Here is a 15,795-nt window from a genome sequence, read left to right as displayed (position 1 = left end):
TGATATTTTATTAAGCCTTGCCAGACTTGTTGGGAAGGCTTTTTTGTTGCTTTCAGCTTGGAGGTTGCATTTTTAAAAGACGTGATATTTTGGTAGTAAATAGGAGGGGTTTTATATGATGAAATTGAAAATTCAAACAATTGCTACCAGTAAGTTTAACGTGAGCGTAGCGTGGTTCTCTGGTTTATCAAAAAATGGTGTGATTGATGTACGCGTAAGTCAGATTGAGCATCGTATAGCAGTTGCAGAGCTTACTGTAGCACGCTATTTGCTCTGGGACCGTCAGGTATTCGGCCATCGTCTAGGCAGCGGTAAAAGTCTTGAGATAGGGTTTTCGTGTGCGACCCTTCGGTCTTTGAAGCAGAGCTCAAGTAATGAGTTGCGGCAAGCCAGTCAGTATTTGAAGACGTGGCTGGATGGAGTGCAACTCAATCCTGAAGAAATTGTCGGTGTTGCTGCTTCTACTGACCAGATACCAATGATCCAACCATATCGCTTACCTCAACCTGTGTTTGATTCTCCAGTATTAGGGCCTGTTGCAATCAGTCGCCATGCAATACAGCGTTACCAAGAGCGCTTTCGTCACGGGTATACGAAGTTTCCATGGTTGAGCCTGCAACGTCAGCTTTGTAACCCCGAACTTCGCCAAGCGAGACTCTCAGATCGTACACGATTTCAGAAACTGCTGAAGTACGGAGACGATGGCAGCCAAGTCTGGCACCATCCGACGGGAGATCTATATTTCTTGCTAGTGCCACAGGAGACTCACTCGCTGGTCGTGACAGTTTTTTCCCATTTGAGTCACTCTATGGCTAAGGAGGCAGCATGATTCTGAAGATGAACGCCGTTTCTGCTGACGTGTCTTCAAAGCACCCTGGCAGTGCTGGTATTGAACCTCATGCTTTCACCGAAAAAGAGGTGGAGACAACGATGCGTGTTGATTGGCTTTGGCCGCTCAAAGTGATAGTAAAATTGGTTCTTTTTGTGACGCTGTTGTTTGCCTTGCCCAGCCCAATTTCATTTTTGATTATCCTGTTTACCGCAGCTTATTGCGTGAACAAGCTACATCGACGTTATGGCAGGCCCAGAGCCAGCAATAACAAGGCGAGACGGTTCCAAGGGCATGGATCGATATCGATGGGAGCTAGCTCGGCATCTGGCTTATTAAGTTCAGGAGTATACCGAGCTGGATTGGTCAGCGCGGCGAGTGCGGAACTGATGCCAGATATCGCAGATGCCAGTTCTGATTCGAGCTCTTCATTTTGGTGTGGTGATATCAACCCAGCAAGTGGCCTTCCCATGATGGAAAATTCTTGTATTGATGTCGGTGGCAATGTGTTTGGGGATGACAGTATGACTAGCATTGATACCAGTTTTGACTGTGGTGGTATTAGCTGCGACCCATTTGATTCAACGATTTAAGGAGGCTGTATGGATTTGCTTTGGTATTGGCTCGCGGGTCTGCTTTTGACGATAGCTGCCGTTGGAGGAGTGTATTGGTATGCCGCATATCAGGCAAAGCGGGGTGGGAGTAACAAGGATGGATAGTTTTCCCTATTTCCCATGTATCCCAATTTCCCAGTGAATTTAGGATTTACTTGAGGTGTGTGGCTGGTTGCTAGCTAATTTTTGAATTAGTGTGCTTTTTTCTTCTTCTGAGAGATTTTCTATAAGGCATAGAAGTTCAGCTGTCTTTTGCGAATCACAGAAAAAGAACGCAATGGGTACGTTTAGTTCTTCTGCCATTTTTCTTAACGTGTTGATATCAGGCGTATGGCGGCCTTTCTCATAATGGTTCATGCGTCCACTCGCCACACTTGGGTCCATACCAATACGAATACCGAGCGTTTTTTGGCTGATGCCTGCTCGCGTTCTTGCCTCTTTAAGGCGTATTGGTAGGGGGCTTGGGTTTGGCAAATTACATTCATCGACAATCTCTAGATGCTTAGATCTTCTAAGTTTTTTATGATTCTGTATACTTAGGATATCTAAGCTTTATGGTTGATGGAATAGTCATGGAGAGCAAAAATGCCTAGTAAGTTTGCACTTAAAAGAAAAATGAGAAGTGGTGTACCGTTGAAAGTCCTCAGTGTATGTTTATCTGTAGGTTTATCTGCCCAAGCATATGCTGTGCCTAGTTATGAGCTCACATATGGTGACTGGAAGCAGATGTGTGGTCAGCCTAACCAAGCGTGCAACTTTTTCCTAAAAGGTTTTTTGCAATCAGCTTCTTTTTGGACTCAGTGGGTTGAAGATGCGGCGTTACTTCGCCCTGATCTTAAAAGAGCAAATGATGTCGTGCGTTGGGTCAGTATGCCTCAAGATAATGGTCAGCTTTGCTTACCAAGAAACATTCAGTTTGAATCAGTAAGATCTCATGTCGATCGATCCCTTGAGCTGCTGTATCGAGAACAGCCTGATTTTACTCCAGGGCCCAGTACATTGCTTACAGGGCCTGGTTTAAGGGTAAATCTGTATGATGCATTTAAGAATGCGTACCCTTGTCGATCACAGTAAGTGGCATATACGATCTGCAACTTTCTGGTGTGCTTCTCGTCGCTCCTCCAGAAAATCGTGGCGGTTGTAGATGCCTTCAACCCCTTTGAGTTTGTGATTTAGACACCTTTCAGCCACTTGACCATCAATGCCCTCGGCTGAAGCCAGTGTTCTGAAGGTACGACGCAGGTCATGGACAACAAAGTAATCAACCCCTTCCATCTTATTTTTGGTTGGTCTTGCTTTGTCCTGACCAAACAGATATTTAATCGCTGTAGTGATTGTGTCTGAGCCCATGTGTGCTCTTTTGCTGCGACGTCTGCTTGGAAAGACATACTCTGAATCAAGCGCCCTGATCTTGAGCTCTTGCAGCCAATTGACAGCTTGGGTGGGAAGCGGGATGGTCAACGGGATGCCATTTTTACTGCGGCTGGCTGGTAACTCCCAGATGGCTTTATCTAGGTCGATTTCACTCCAAGGGGCTTGGCAGAGTTCGCTGTTTCTGACTCCCAAAACTAAGTACAAACAGCAGGCCAGATAGTTTTCCCGAGTAAAACTCACGTTGTTCTCTCTGAACACCCGAAACACAGTCTCAATCTCTTCTTCAGTTAACACTCTGGCGCGACTCTCTTCAACACCTCCAGCGTCATTGACACGAAAAGCGGCGGCGGGATTTATCTGGGTAAGATCCAGCTTATTGGCATGTCGAAACAGTTGCTTCATATACATGAGAGTGTCGTTGGCGATGGTTGGCCGATTGCTATCCACAATACGTCTGATGACTTCTCTTACATCTAATGCTGTTACCTGATCGATTTTAAGCTTCCCAATTACTGGGCGGATCTCTTTTGTGTAAACACGTTTTGGAATGTTAGGGTGCTTGAGCCTGTCTTTAAGATCATGCTCAAACCAGTCTTTGAATAAGTCATCTATGGTTTGTATGCCGGACCATTGGCGGCGTTGGCGTTCTGCCAGTGGATTGATACCTTGTTGGATGAGCTTTCGTTGCTGGAAGGCTGCATCGCGTGCGTCAGCAAGGGATAGCTCTGGATAGGACCCAAGTGTCATTTCTGGACGACTGCCGTTGATTGAAAATCGCAAGATCCAAAAAGGTTCTCCAGAAGCCGGTACGACGAAGTAGAGGCCGTTGCCATCTGCGGTTTTGCGTGGTTCATCTTTGGCTAAAGCAGCGACTTTTCGTGCGTTGAGCTTGCCCATATAGTTCTCCTTATCATGGAAAGTTACTCACCATTTAAGGGCATACTAGATCAATCCTACTCACCACTAAACTCACCAGTTGGTTGAAAACAGAGGCAAAGACCTGAAATCTCCTGAAAACAAAAAAGCCCCTATTTACAGGGGCTTGGTAAGCTTAAGTAAGCTCAAAGAGACTCAATATACCTTATTCAATATTCTGAATTTGCTCACGCATCTGTTCGATAAGAACTTTCAGCTCTACGCCTGATGCAGTGATATCAGTGCTGATAGACTTAGACGCTAGCGTGTTTGATTCACGGTTGAACTCTTGCATCATGAAGTCCAGCTTACGGCCACATGCGCCGCCTTTCTTCAATACTGCATTCGCTTCTTTCACGTGAGAGTCTAGGCGGTCTAGCTCTTCGGCTACGTCTGACTTCTGTGCGAGTAGGATTAGCTCTTGCTCAACGCGAGAACCTTCAAGCTCAATCTTCGCTTCTTCAAATTTGTTAAGCAGACGCTCACGTTGCCACTCTAGGATTTCAGGCATGCGTGCACGTACTTTTACCACTTCTTCAGTGATCGCATCTAAGCGCTGTACGATTAGCGCCTTCATGTTCTCACCTTCACGAGCACGAGCATCAATGAACTCAGCAATCGCATCGTTGAACGCTGCTAGCAGGTCTTGGTTGATCGCATCCATGTCTTGCTCAGGCGTTTCCATCACACCAGGCCAGTTCATTACTTGGAATGGGTTCAGACGGCTCTCTTCACCTGTCATGGTCATCACTTGGTTCGCCGCATTGATCACTTGCTGCGCTAAACCTTCGTTGATGCTTAGCTCGCCTTTTGCTGCTGGGTTAGCTTCAAAGCGTAGGTTACATTCTACTTTGCCGCGCGCTAGGCGTTTACGGAAACGTTCGCGTAGGATTGGCTCTAAACCACGGAACTGTTCAGGCATACGGAAGTAAGTTTCTAGGTAGCGTTGGTTTACACTACGGATTTCCCATACTGCGCTGCCCCAATCGCCTTTTACTTCTTTGCGTGCGTACGCGGTCATACTATAAATCATCGAATTTTCCTGTCTTTTATCATTCTGAAAATAACGCGCACGCATAGTATCACGTTACGGGTGACAGCCGAAGCTCATCACTTTCGCTAAGGAATCGCTTTTCATGAACAGTGTCTTCGAATGGTAAATAGCTTTGCACAGTAAACTGCTATATAATCTCGCCCCAATCAAATATGTCTCACCCCTTTCTTAGGTGATGCACGCTTTCGATAGTAAATCACTTCAGACTGTTAATAAGGTAGATACCAATGCGTCCAAATGACCGCGCTGTAGATCAAATTCGTCCAATTAAAATTACTCGTAACTACACAGCTTATGCTGAGGGTTCTGTATTAGTTGAGTTCGGCAACACTAAAGTTCTATGTAATGCGACGGTAGAAGAAAACGTACCGCGTTGGTTGAAAGGTCAAGGAAAGGGTTGGGTAACAGCTGAATACGGTATGCTGCCACGTGCAACGCACACTCGTAACCGTCGTGAAGCGGCGAGCGGTAAGCAAGGTGGTCGTACGATGGAAATCCAACGTCTGATCGCTCGTAGCCTACGTGCTGTTGTAGATCTTAAAGCGATGGGCGAAATCATGATTACTGTTGATTGTGATGTTATTCAAGCAGACGGCGGTACACGTACTGCGTCTATCTCTGGTGCAAGCGTAGCAATGGCTGACGCAATCAAGAGCCTACTAGAGAGCGGTAAACTGAAAAAGAACCCAATGAAAGGCCACGTAGCGGCAGTTTCAGTGGGTATCGTTGGTGCAGAAGCACTGTGTGACCTTGAGTATGTTGAAGACTCAGCAGCCGATACCGATATGAACGTTGTAATGACGGAAGACGGTAAGATGATTGAAATTCAAGGTACTGCAGAAGGCGAACCGTTCAGCCATGAAGAGCTGATGAAGCTTTTAGCCCTGGCGAATAAGGGCATTGCCGATATCGTCGAAGCGCAGAAAGCAGCGTTGGCCGACTAGTCATTTTTAATAGCTCCCAAATTGGGGGCTATTTTTTTGTCTGTAAAACCCGAAAGGGGACTACAGAGCGTAAGTTAAGTTTTATTGAGTAAACATAGAGGATGAGCATGAAAGCATATCAACGTGAATTTATTGAATTTGCACTAGAGAAAGAAGTACTTAAGTTTGGTGAGTTTACTTTAAAGTCTGGCCGTAAGAGCCCTTACTTCTTCAATGCTGGATTGTTTAACACAGGCCGTGACCTAGCGCGCTTGGGTCGTTTCTACGCAGCAGCATTGGCGGATTCTGGTATTGAATTTGACGTACTGTTTGGCCCTGCATACAAAGGTATCCCAATCGCAACGACAACAGCTGTTGCACTTGCCGATCACCACGATGTAGATACGCCTTACTGCTTCAACCGTAAAGAAGCGAAAGACCACGGTGAGGGCGGTAACCTAGTCGGTAGCACATTGGAAGGTCGTATCATGCTGGTGGACGACGTAATCACTGCAGGTACTGCAATTCGTGAATCGATGGAAATCATCCAAGCGAATGGTGCTGATCTAGCGGGCGTTCTTGTTGCGATTGACCGCCAAGAGAAAGGTAAAGGCGAGCTATCTGCGATTCAAGAAGTAGAACGTGACTTTGGTTGTGCGATTATCTCTATCGTTAGCCTGACTGACTTAGTGACTTTCCTTGAAGAGAAGGGTACAGACGCAGCGCACTTAGAAGCAGTGAAAGCGTACCGCGCTCAGTACGGCATCTAATACAATTTGTTATAGTAATAGAATGCACAAGGGGCTGATGAATCATCAGCCCCTTTTCTTTTGGTTCAATTATTTATGGCGGCTACTCTATTTATAACGAATACCGCGTTCAGCTTCTGGGTCTTCCATGGTTTTGAAACGCTTGTGTAGCCACATCCACTGCTCTGGTGCGCGTAAGATAATCTTCTCAAGATAGCTGTTCATGTAAGCGGCAGCTGCTTTCTCATCTTTTTGCGGGTAGTTATCTTCGATGGACTCATCGGCCATGATTTCATATTTGCCGTTGTCGTTTCTAAAGCCAGAACCTGGAACAATCGCGCATCGGCTAGTGTAAGCCAGAATACTAGTACCAGTCGTCGTACACGCATCAGGCACGGCGAAGAACGGTACAAATACAGATTTATTACGACCGTAATCATGATCAGGAAGGTAGAAAAGGATCTCACCCTGACGCAGGATTCGGATCATGCGCTTCACATCTTTACGGTGAATGAGGCGGTTGCCATTTTGGGTGCGACCGCGGTATTGAATGAACTCATAAGCAGGGTTGTTGTGTGGACGATACACGCCTAAGCCAGGAATACCGAGTACAGCCATTGCTCGCGCGGTGATCTCCAAGTTCAAGGCATGCACACAACAAAGAAGAACACCTTTGCCATTGGCTTTGTGCGTACGCAGCATTTGGGTGTCTTTATCTACTAAGATTCGCTTAAAGCGCCATGTTGGCCAGAACCACGTAATGCCGGTTTCGATCAGCGCCATGCCCGTATTCTTAAAGTTCTCGCTTACCATCGCCGCGACTTCATCTGCTGGTTTATCTGGGAAGGCGAGTTCTAAATTGCGAGTGGCGACTGCGACGCGTTTTTTGCCATAACGAGCGCCCAAAGTGCCCAATGACCGGCCTAATAGTAATAACAGGCGGTAAGGTAGAACGTTAACGATAAGTGCCAACAACCCAAAGCCGAACCATACTCCCCAATATTTTGGGTGGAGTAGTGCCAGCGTAAAAGGCGGCTTAGTAATAACGTGTTGTGCAGTGCTGCTTGTCGGAGAAGTTTTCGTCATAACCATCACTTAAAGTTGGATTGCTACTTAATCTGAGCGCTGAGTAGTGCCCAATAAGCATCGAAGTTTTCTGTCGGTTGATATTTGAAGTCAGAACGTACAAAGCGATTCAGGCTGCCTTCAACTTGGCCGAGCAATTGTGCCGCTAAGATTTTCTCATCAACTGGGAATGATTTCCCTTCACGAAGCTTTCTTTCGCGCAGAATTTGGCGAAGTTGAGTCTCAATACGTTCGAACAGTTGATTGATGCGGTCACGTAGCCGCTCGTTTTCAAACATTAGAGCATGGCCAGATAAAATTCGAGTCAGGCCTGGGTTACGTTCTGAGAAAACTAAGATCAGTTGCAGTACTAGGCGTATGCGCTCTAGCGTGTCTTTCTCTTCATCCAGAATGCGGTTGATTCGAGACATTAAGGCTTCTTCAATAAACTCGATAAGGCCTTCAAACATGCGAGCTTTGCTAGGGAAGTGGCGGTAAAGTGCTGCTTCAGAAACGCCAACTTGCTTGGCTAATTTTACCGTCGTGATACGAGAAGCACCTTCGGTCGATTCCAACATTTGTGCGAGAGCTTGTAGGATTTCTTCACGACGGTTTGATTTTCGAGTACCAGCCATCTATTTACTTCCTTTCCTAAAGATGAGGATTGAGTGAAGAAGGATTATAAACACCATTCAATTCTGTTTCCTAGTTTTGTAAGCCCTAGGTCAACAGAATCGAGAGGTGTCAGCAGATTGTCAGCTCAAAATTGTCTATTTATCCGACAATATTGCTCTAATCAGTGAGTTAGTGATGCTTTTCTAGCAGTTGTTGGATCTGTTCAAGGATCTGGAACCCAAGCGCACCTTTGCTATCCAATGGCAGAGATTTATCGCCACCTTTCCAATAAAGGTGCAATTCGTTACTGCTACTATTGAAGCCCTGACCTTCGACAGAAACATCATTAGCGCAAATCATATCGAGGTTCTTTCGTTCTAGCTTACCGCGGGCATATTTCTCTACATCTTGCGTTTCAGCCGCAAACCCCACTGTAAATGGACGGCCTTCAGTCATTGCCGCGACAGAAGCGACGATATCTGGGTTTTTCACCATTTGAATCGTCATGTCATCTTTGCCATCTACTTTTTTAAGTTTCTGGTCTGCAATGGTCTCAGGGCGGTAATCAGCAACCGCGGCGCAGCTGATGAAAACATCGTGTTGAGCGGCGTGATCAGTAACGGCATCAAACATCTGTTGAGCACTATCGACATCGACGCGAGTCACTTTGTCCGGAGTAGCGAGTGACACTGGCCCACTCACTAAAGTGACCGTTGCGCCTTGTTTAGCTGCGGCTTCAGCTAACGCGTAGCCCATTTTGCCTGAGCTGTGGTTTGTGATGTAACGTACAGGGTCAATGGCTTCACGAGTTGGCCCTGCAGTAATAAGTACAGAGCGGCCAGCAAGTGGTTTAGGTTGGAAGAAGCCTTCACAGCGGTGCACAAGCTGCATTGGCTCTAACATGCGGCCCATGCCTACATCACCACACGCTTGTTCGCCAGCCGCTGGCCCCCAGATTTCACAACCACGACGTTTTAGTGTCGCAATATTCTCTTGAGTGGCTGGGTGGCTATACATTTGCTGGTTCATTGCTGGTGATACCGCAACTGGCGCATCGGTCGCTAAAACCAAAGTGGTCAGTAGGTCATTGCCCATGCCTGCAGTCATACGTGCAATAAGATCGGCAGTCGCCGGTGCTAACAATACTAAGTCAGCCCATTTTGCGAGTTCGATGTGACCCATTGAAGCTTCAGCAGCAGGATCAAGCAAACTATCAGACACTGGCCTTCCCGAGACCGCTTGCATGGTCAGTGGAGTGATGAACTCCTTAGCTGCGTTGGTCATGACGACCTGCACTTGTGCCCCACGTTCAACCAAGCGTCGAGTCAGCTCGGCACATTTGTAAGCAGCGATACCACCACTAATACCAAGAAGAATTTTTTTCCCTGCTAGGCCTGGTTGGTCAGCGTTACTCAGTGGATTAACCTGTGTTTGCATGATTCTGTTCCTTAATTTTTCTGCGACTTACGATATCAGAACAAAGGATGAGTGCCTAGAAGCAGAACTTGAACAGACTTGACGCTCATCAAATTGGCGTTATCAAACTTATCAATTACACGCTTTTGTTAGTGGCTCGTCTGACTTTATCTCTATTAAAGGATCTCTGGATACTAGCTGGTTACGCTGATGGGTTATGTTCATAAGCAATGGATTTGCTCCTCTATGCCGATAAATAAAATGCCCGCAGAGTCGATGCCAAGAGAGAAACTACTTACTCGAGGGCCAGATTCTTTGAGTGATGCTGAGCTGCTAGCCATCTTTCTTCGAACGGGCACGCAAGGAATGAACGTTCTAGAGCTGGCAGATAAGCTACTCAAGGACTTTGGTTCGCTCAGGCACCTTTTTTCAGCAACACAAGCTGAGTTCTGTGCTCATAAAGGGATGGGGCAAGCGAAGTATGTTCAATTGCAAGCTGTATTAGAGATGACGCAGCGTTACCTCGCAGAGACCTTATCTCGAGGCGATGCACTGACCAGCCCGAGTCATACCAAACTCTATCTGTCGAGTATGCTGCGCGACCGCCAGCGAGAAGCCTTCTATATTCTGTTTCTTGATAACCAAAATAGGGTAATAAAGGATGAAGTGATGTTTGAGGGGACGATTGATGCTGCATCGGTTTATCCCAGAGAGGTCGTTAAGCGGGCGCTTCACCATAATGCAGCCGCCCTCATATTGGCACATAATCATCCTTCTGGTATCGCAGAGCCAAGCCAAGCGGATAGGCGAATAACTCGTAGATTGACTGATGCTTTGGCGCTGGTGGACATTCGAATTCTCGACCATTTTGTGGTCGGAGACGGTGAAGTTGTCTCTTTTGCCGAGCGCGGATGGATTTGAATCACATTTTAGGTTGTTAACTACGTTAAATCTGCTATCATTCCGCCCACATTTTTAGACCTAAAATCAGCTCTGATTACTCAAGCAAGCTGCGCTGCACAAAAAAAGATCACGAAATCCGCAAAAAGGATCTGTTCGGGTCTTGAGCAATGCGTGTCAAGTTAGTATAATGCGCGACCTTTGATAGCCTTGTATGGATTTTCCATAACGGTTTTTACCTTCTATTTTAATTGATAGAGAGGTTCGGCCACCAAGGTTGATATCGAGCTGAAACGATTGGAGAAGACATTCATGTCCCGAGTATGCCAAGTAACTGGTAAGCGTCCAGTAACGGGTAACAACCGTTCACACGCACGCAATGCTACTAAGCGCCGTTTTCTGCCGAACCTACAAACTCATCGTTTCTGGGTAGAGAGCGAAAAACGTTTTGTTAAACTACGTCTAACTGCTAAAGGCATGCGTATCATTGATAAGAAAGGCATCGATGCTGTTCTTGTTGATATTCGTGCACGTGGCGAAAACGTTTAAGAGGAATTAAGCAATGGCTAAAGGCATTCGTGAGAAAATTCGTCTAGTATCTTCTGCAGGTACTGGTCACTTCTACACAACTGATAAGAACAAGCGTAACATGCCAGGCAAATTTGAGATCAAAAAGTTTGATCCAGTAGTTCGCCAACACGTTATGTACAAAGAAGCGAAAATCAAGTAATTGATGCTTTTTTGGCTCTTCGTCAGTAGAAGAAAGAATTGAAAAACCCAGCTTAATCGCTGGGTTTTTTTATATCTAAAATTTGGTTAGCCCATGTCTCCCTTGGTGTTCAAAGGATCTAGCGAACACAAATAGCAACATAGAAAGTATCGCCACTTTCACGATATACTGAAGACTCAATAGGTTAGATGGCAGAATCGGATGAGATATCGTGGACGTAGGTGGAACAACATACTCATGTTAAGCGTGATCGCTTTTATTGGGGTGCTCAACCTTCCTACTTTGATCAAAGCGTATCTTATCGAGCCAGGACCTGAGCAACAGGTTAGTAGTCCTTATCCATATCTGCTAAATCCTGGAGCCGAGCTGCAAGCGTTGCACTTTACTAAGTGGTCATTGGTACTCGAAGATGGTCAGTGGAGCTATCAATTAAAAAGTCCCGTTCCAGCCGAAAGCATTAGTGCTCAAGAACGCGCTCAGCGCTGGCAGCAGCTTGTTGGTACCGAGGTGGACTCACAAACCTATACTGACCTTGCCTCTCAGCTCAGCACTCCGCATACCATAGAAGTGTGGTATCAAGACCAAGAAGAGCCGCAACGCATTACTTATTATCAGCTGCCTGAGTTTTGGTTGTTAAAAAACTGGAATGATCAGTGGTTAGCGGTGTCCATTGAAGAGAGCTACCTGTTTCCAAGTCTTAGCCAAGACAATCCCTCAACATCGGACGATTAGATTATGCCTGAGTTACCCGAAGTCGAAGTAAGCCGCATGGGGATCTCGCCTCATTTAGTCGGCGAGACTATTAAGACACTGACCTTTCGTACGCCAAAGCTACGTTGGGATATCCCACAAGAGCTTAAAAAGCTAGAAGGGCAGGTGATTCGTGCGATCTCACGTCGTGCTAAGTACCTGTTGATTGAAACTGATACAGGTACTGCTATCGTTCATCTTGGAATGTCTGGATCACTGCGCGTATTAGATGCCGATTTCCCGGCGGCAAAGCACGATCACGTGGATCTCAAGCTCACTAATGGCAAAGTACTGCGCTATAACGATCCGCGTCGTTTTGGCGCTTGGTTGTGGTCGGCGCCTGATGAAGTTCACTCTGTGTTGCTTGGCTCTGGACCTGAGCCGTTAACAGACGATTTTAATGCTGACTACATCGCCGAAAAGGCAGAAAAGCGTAAAGTTGCGGTCAAGCAGTTCATCATGGACAACAAAGTAGTGGTCGGTGTCGGGAATATCTACGCTAACGAAGCCTTGTTCTCTGCAAAAATTCACCCGCTACGATCAGCAAACAAAGTAACCAAAGCCGAATGGATCTTGTTAACCGATGAGATCAAGCAAGTCCTCGCAACGGCTATCAAGCAAGGTGGCACGACGCTGAAAGATTTCTCTCAGGCTGACGGTAAACCAGGCTACTTCGCGCAAGATCTGCAGGTATATGGTAAAGCAGGTGAAAAGTGCCCAAGCTGTGAAGCGCTGATTCAAGAACTCAAAATCGGACAGCGTAATACGTTTTATTGCGAAGACTGTCAAGTATAGAAAACCTGAACTCGTGTTCACTTTTTATTGCTAGTAGATATGTGGTCTACTGGCTACAATTACATGATTGATATGAATAGAGAAGAATCGAATGAAATATTTAATAACTGGCGTGGCTGGTTTTATTGGCTCTGCAGTGGCAGAGCGACTATGTGCGGCAGGGCATGAGGTTATCGGTATTGACAACCTAAATAACTACTACGAAGTCTCTTTGAAACATGATCGTCTTAAGCGTATCGAACATGAAAACCTTACCTTTATCGAGCTTGATCTCGCTGATAGAGAAGGTATCGCTGAGCTTTTCGCAGAGCAAAAATTTGACCGTGTGATTCATTTAGCGGCGCAAGCTGGCGTTCGTTACTCCATAGATAACCCAATGGCGTATGCTGACAGTAACCTTGTGGGTCACTTAGCTATTTTGGAAGGTTGTCGTCATAACAAGGTTGAACACTTAGTGTACGCTTCATCAAGCTCAGTATATGGCTTGAACCAGAAAATGCCATTCCATACGGCAGATAGCGTTGATCACCCGATTTCATTATACGCAGCGACTAAGAAGTCGAATGAGCTAATGGCGCATACCTATTCTCATTTATACGATGTGCCGACAACAGGTCTTCGTTTCTTTACGGTTTACGGCCCTTGGAGTCGTCCAGATATGGCGATGTTTAAGTTTGCGAACTTAATCGTGGCGGGTAAAGAGATCGACATTTATAACAACGGCGACATGATGCGTGACTTCACTTATATCGATGACATCGTTGAGGGTATTATCCGTGTGCAGGACCGCATACCAGAAAAACAGCCAGATTGGACGGTAGAACAAGGATCACCAGCGACTAGCTCTGCGCCATACCGCGTATTCAACATTGGTCATGGTAGCCCAGTTAAATTGATGGATTATGTTGAAGCATTGGAAACGGCTTTAGGTATCGAAGCGAAGAAGAACTTCATGCCAATACAACCTGGTGATGTATACGCGACTTATGCAGATACAGAAGACTTATTTGAAGCAGTAGGCTACAAACCACAAGTTAAAATCCAAGAAGGCGCCAAAGCTTTCGCAGATTGGTATAAAGCTTACTATTCACTGTAAGCCCCAATTGCAGTCATAAAAAATAGCGCGCAACGAGCGCTATTTTTGTTTTTGAATACAGGATTATTTCGTTTTTATTCTAAAACTTTGGGCTGTACTCTTTATTCAAGGTAAACAAGTGGTTGATGTTTGTAACTAGATTGAGCACCATGCTTTTCAACTTATTCATTAGTTTCATTGAAGCAATAAAGTAATTCTTTTCTCCTTGATGCTTACGGTTACCAATGATCGACGGCTTACTATTTCGTTGCATTCCTGCTTGATTGACACCAAACATCGGTTGATTATGGAGCCAAGTGTTTCTCAAGAATACATCAACAGGGTGCCTAAAGGTTTGACTATGTTTGATGAATGCTTTTGCGGCAGTAGGAGATAGCGCATAGCCAGCTGTCCCTTGAGGTACCTTTAAATATTTTACTAGGTTCTGTTTCTCGTACTTACAGACTGGGTAATTTAATTTGTTATTACTGTTTTGTAATCGAATATACCCGCATTGTTCAATATGTTGCTTTGCGATTGCTAAAGTATTCCGAAATGTATCCGCATAAATATCAACATGATCTTCGAAAACTAATATGGGTTCATTAAGTTCGACACACTTTTGCCAGATTAGGTAATGACTTGCATAGCATCCAACTTCGCCAATTGCGTGTGCTCTTGGCTTTGTTGCGTAATTAAATTTAGATATAGAGCCAACCCGTTTCGCGTATTTCTTAGTCAATACGACAGGTTTTAGGCATACCTAACCTAGTAAGCTTGTTCAACGCTTTTATCATCGCGTAAGTTTCACCCACCTGGGCATTGTAATTTCTTAAGCTCAGTTTCCCTCCTAGCAACTGTTTAACTCGATACATCGCTGTTTCTGAGAGTGAACGCTTGTGGTATCCATACCGCTCTTTCCAATAGAAGGCTGCCCCTTCTCTTGGGGGAATAAGCGCAATGGCTCCCTTAATCTTAATAGCAGCGTGACACGCTCTCGTGTCGTAAGCGCCATCACCAGACACCTCAAGGATACTTCGGCGTGTTTGTTTCAGTAAGTTCGGGAGTACCTCTCCATCTGTAACCGTCGATAAACTTAGCTCGGCAGCAACGATCTCATGAGTGTTGATATCGACGGCAATATGAAGCTTTCGCCAGACTCTACGCTTGCCATCAGTACCGTGTTTTTTGACTTTCCATTCACCTTCGCCATAAACCTTAAGGCCAGTAGCATCAATGGCTAGGTGCTGTATCGCTCCTCTCGTTTTAGTCTTAAATGAAACCTCAACTTGCTTGGCTCTACGACTGATGCAGGTGTAATGCGGACAACTTAACGGTACATGGGCTAGCCTAAATATCGAGTCGATAAATCCTTGAAGCGCTCTCAATGGCATAGAAAAAACTCGTTTGACCATGAGTGCTGTCGTGATAGCTAAATCACTGAACCGAGACGCGGCNTCGCCATACCTTAAGGCCAGTAGCATCAATGGCTAGGTGCTGTATCGCTCCTCTCGTTTTAGTCTTAAATGAAACCTCAACTTGCTTGGCTCTACGACTGATGCAGGTGTAATGCGGACAACTTAACGGTACATGGGCTAGCCTAAATATCGAGTCGATAAATCCTTGAAGCGCTCTCAATGGCATAGAAAAAACTCGTTTGACCATGAGTGCTGTCGTGATAGCTAAATCACTGAACCGACGCGGCGTTGTTGACTAAATCAGTTGGAACCTTTTCTCAGCCCTGCGATCTGATCCCATGTAGTAGAAGCATGGTGTTGTTATGGGTAAGTCGAAGAAGAAGATAGCGAACTGGAGTGAGTATAATGAAGCATTGTGCAAGCGAGGCTCAGTAACGTTTTGGATTGACGACTCAGCCGTTGAAGCATGGCAATGTAAAAGTCACCATGGTAAACGAGGTAGAGGCTTTCAATTTTCTGATACTGCTATTGAAACAGCTTTGATGGTTAAAGGGATATTCTCTCTCCCCCGTT

Annotated in this window: 19 protein-coding genes and 2 pseudogenes; 12 read left to right on the top strand and 9 right to left on the bottom strand. The window is 45.6% G+C overall.

From position 1 onward, the window contains the following. Positions 1-115 precede the first annotated feature (115 nt). Positions 116-829, top strand: a complete 714-nt coding sequence (locus L1D55_RS06340) for a hypothetical protein (RefSeq protein WP_239916893.1) — start codon at positions 116-118, stop codon at positions 827-829. Further along, a complete protein-coding gene (locus tag L1D55_RS06335) occupies positions 826-1,422 on the top strand; it encodes a hypothetical protein (RefSeq protein WP_239916892.1) in 597 nt (198 codons plus the stop codon). The genes L1D55_RS06340 and L1D55_RS06335 overlap by 4 nt, the downstream gene beginning before the upstream one ends. Positions 1,423-1,587: 165 nt before the next feature. Here L1D55_RS06335 and L1D55_RS06330 read toward each other — a convergent pair whose 3' ends face one another. After that, complete coding sequence (locus L1D55_RS06330) at positions 1,588-1,917, bottom strand: helix-turn-helix transcriptional regulator (protein ID WP_072605379.1); 330 nt, start codon at positions 1,915-1,917, stop codon at positions 1,588-1,590. Positions 1,918-2,028: 111 nt separating this feature from the next. On the opposite strand from L1D55_RS06330, the gene L1D55_RS06325 reads away from it, so the two are divergent. Continuing rightward, positions 2,029-2,517, top strand: coding sequence for a hypothetical protein (locus L1D55_RS06325; RefSeq protein ID WP_115385679.1), 489 nt, complete (start codon positions 2,029-2,031; stop codon positions 2,515-2,517). Here L1D55_RS06325 and L1D55_RS06320 read toward each other — a convergent pair. Further along, positions 2,509-3,714: a site-specific integrase gene (locus tag L1D55_RS06320; protein WP_239916891.1), complete on the bottom strand. Its 1,206-nt coding sequence runs from the start codon at positions 3,712-3,714 to the stop codon at positions 2,509-2,511. The two genes, L1D55_RS06325 and L1D55_RS06320, sit on opposite strands and share 9 nt — an antisense overlap. 184 nt (positions 3,715-3,898) lie before the next feature. Beyond that, positions 3,899-4,765 (bottom strand): YicC/YloC family endoribonuclease, encoded by an 867-nt coding sequence (locus L1D55_RS06315; RefSeq protein WP_239916890.1) that lies wholly within the window; start codon positions 4,763-4,765, stop codon positions 3,899-3,901. Positions 4,766-5,013: 248 nt separating this feature from the next. On the opposite strand from L1D55_RS06315, the gene rph reads away from it, so the two are divergent. Beyond that, entirely contained in the window at positions 5,014-5,730 is a 717-nt protein-coding gene (gene rph, locus L1D55_RS06310; protein ID WP_239916889.1) for a ribonuclease PH, read from the top strand. Between the two features lie 107 nt (positions 5,731-5,837). Next, positions 5,838-6,479, top strand: coding sequence for an orotate phosphoribosyltransferase (gene pyrE, locus L1D55_RS06305; RefSeq protein WP_239916888.1), 642 nt, complete (start codon positions 5,838-5,840; stop codon positions 6,477-6,479). 87 nt (positions 6,480-6,566) lie between these two features. Here pyrE and lpxL read toward each other — a convergent pair whose 3' ends face one another. From lpxL to coaBC, 3 genes are all read right to left on the bottom strand, one after another. Beyond that, a complete protein-coding gene (lpxL, locus tag L1D55_RS06300) occupies positions 6,567-7,550 on the bottom strand; it encodes an LpxL/LpxP family Kdo(2)-lipid IV(A) lauroyl/palmitoleoyl acyltransferase (RefSeq protein ID WP_061033129.1) in 984 nt (327 codons plus the stop codon). 17 nt (positions 7,551-7,567) lie between these two features. Beyond that, positions 7,568-8,158 (bottom strand): nucleoid occlusion factor SlmA, encoded by a 591-nt coding sequence (gene slmA, locus L1D55_RS06295; RefSeq protein WP_004741428.1) that lies wholly within the window; start codon positions 8,156-8,158, stop codon positions 7,568-7,570. A gap of 169 nt (positions 8,159-8,327) precedes the next feature. Beyond that, positions 8,328-9,575 carry a bifunctional phosphopantothenoylcysteine decarboxylase/phosphopantothenate--cysteine ligase CoaBC gene (gene coaBC, locus L1D55_RS06290; protein WP_239916887.1) on the bottom strand — a complete coding sequence of 416 codons (1,248 nt, stop codon included), beginning with the start codon at positions 9,573-9,575 and terminating at the stop codon, positions 8,328-8,330. A gap of 225 nt (positions 9,576-9,800) precedes the next feature. Here coaBC and radC point away from each other — a divergent pair, with 225 nt between their 5' ends. From radC to L1D55_RS06260, 6 genes are all read left to right on the top strand, one after another. Next, entirely contained in the window at positions 9,801-10,475 is a 675-nt protein-coding gene (gene radC, locus L1D55_RS06285; RefSeq protein ID WP_004741426.1) for a DNA repair protein RadC, read from the top strand. Positions 10,476-10,766: 291 nt separating this feature from the next. Further along, positions 10,767-11,003: a 50S ribosomal protein L28 gene (gene rpmB / locus L1D55_RS06280; protein ID WP_004728407.1), complete on the top strand. Its 237-nt coding sequence runs from the start codon at positions 10,767-10,769 to the stop codon at positions 11,001-11,003. A 13-nt stretch (positions 11,004-11,016) separates the two neighbouring features. After that, complete coding sequence (rpmG, locus tag L1D55_RS06275; protein ID WP_002535344.1) at positions 11,017-11,184, top strand: 50S ribosomal protein L33; 168 nt, start codon at positions 11,017-11,019, stop codon at positions 11,182-11,184. Positions 11,185-11,385: 201 nt separating this feature from the next. After that, positions 11,386-11,916, top strand: coding sequence for a hypothetical protein (locus L1D55_RS06270; RefSeq protein ID WP_239916886.1), 531 nt, complete (start codon positions 11,386-11,388; stop codon positions 11,914-11,916). Between the two features lie 3 nt (positions 11,917-11,919). Further along, positions 11,920-12,729: a bifunctional DNA-formamidopyrimidine glycosylase/DNA-(apurinic or apyrimidinic site) lyase gene (gene mutM, locus L1D55_RS06265; RefSeq protein ID WP_239916885.1), complete on the top strand. Its 810-nt coding sequence runs from the start codon at positions 11,920-11,922 to the stop codon at positions 12,727-12,729. A 91-nt stretch (positions 12,730-12,820) separates the two neighbouring features. Continuing rightward, on the top strand, positions 12,821-13,825 hold the full coding sequence (locus L1D55_RS06260) for an NAD-dependent epimerase (RefSeq protein WP_239916884.1): 1,005 nt from the start codon (positions 12,821-12,823) through the stop codon (positions 13,823-13,825). A gap of 79 nt (positions 13,826-13,904) precedes the next feature. Here L1D55_RS06260 and L1D55_RS06255 read toward each other — a convergent pair whose 3' ends face one another. From L1D55_RS06255 to L1D55_RS06245, 3 genes and pseudogenes are all read right to left on the bottom strand, one after another. Continuing rightward, complete coding sequence (locus tag L1D55_RS06255) at positions 13,905-14,513, bottom strand: glycosyltransferase family 25 protein (protein ID WP_239916949.1); 609 nt, start codon at positions 14,511-14,513, stop codon at positions 13,905-13,907. 25 nt (positions 14,514-14,538) lie between these two features. Then, a pseudogene (locus L1D55_RS06250) lies at positions 14,539-15,252 on the bottom strand (IS5 family transposase); the annotation flags it as partial. 13 nt (positions 15,253-15,265) lie between these two features. Further along, positions 15,266-15,552: pseudogene (locus tag L1D55_RS06245) on the bottom strand (transposase); the annotation flags it as partial. Positions 15,553-15,584: 32 nt separating this feature from the next. On the opposite strand from L1D55_RS06245, the gene L1D55_RS06240 reads away from it, so the two are divergent. Next, on the top strand, positions 15,585-15,795 hold a 211-nt coding region (locus L1D55_RS06240; protein ID WP_239916883.1), incomplete at its 3' end, for a transposase.

Source organism: Vibrio sp. Isolate22 (genome assembly GCF_022398115.1).
GTDB lineage: Bacteria > Pseudomonadota > Gammaproteobacteria > Enterobacterales > Vibrionaceae > Vibrio.
Note: the sequence above shows the minus strand (reverse complement) of the source record. Positions and strands in the feature narration are given on the sequence as shown.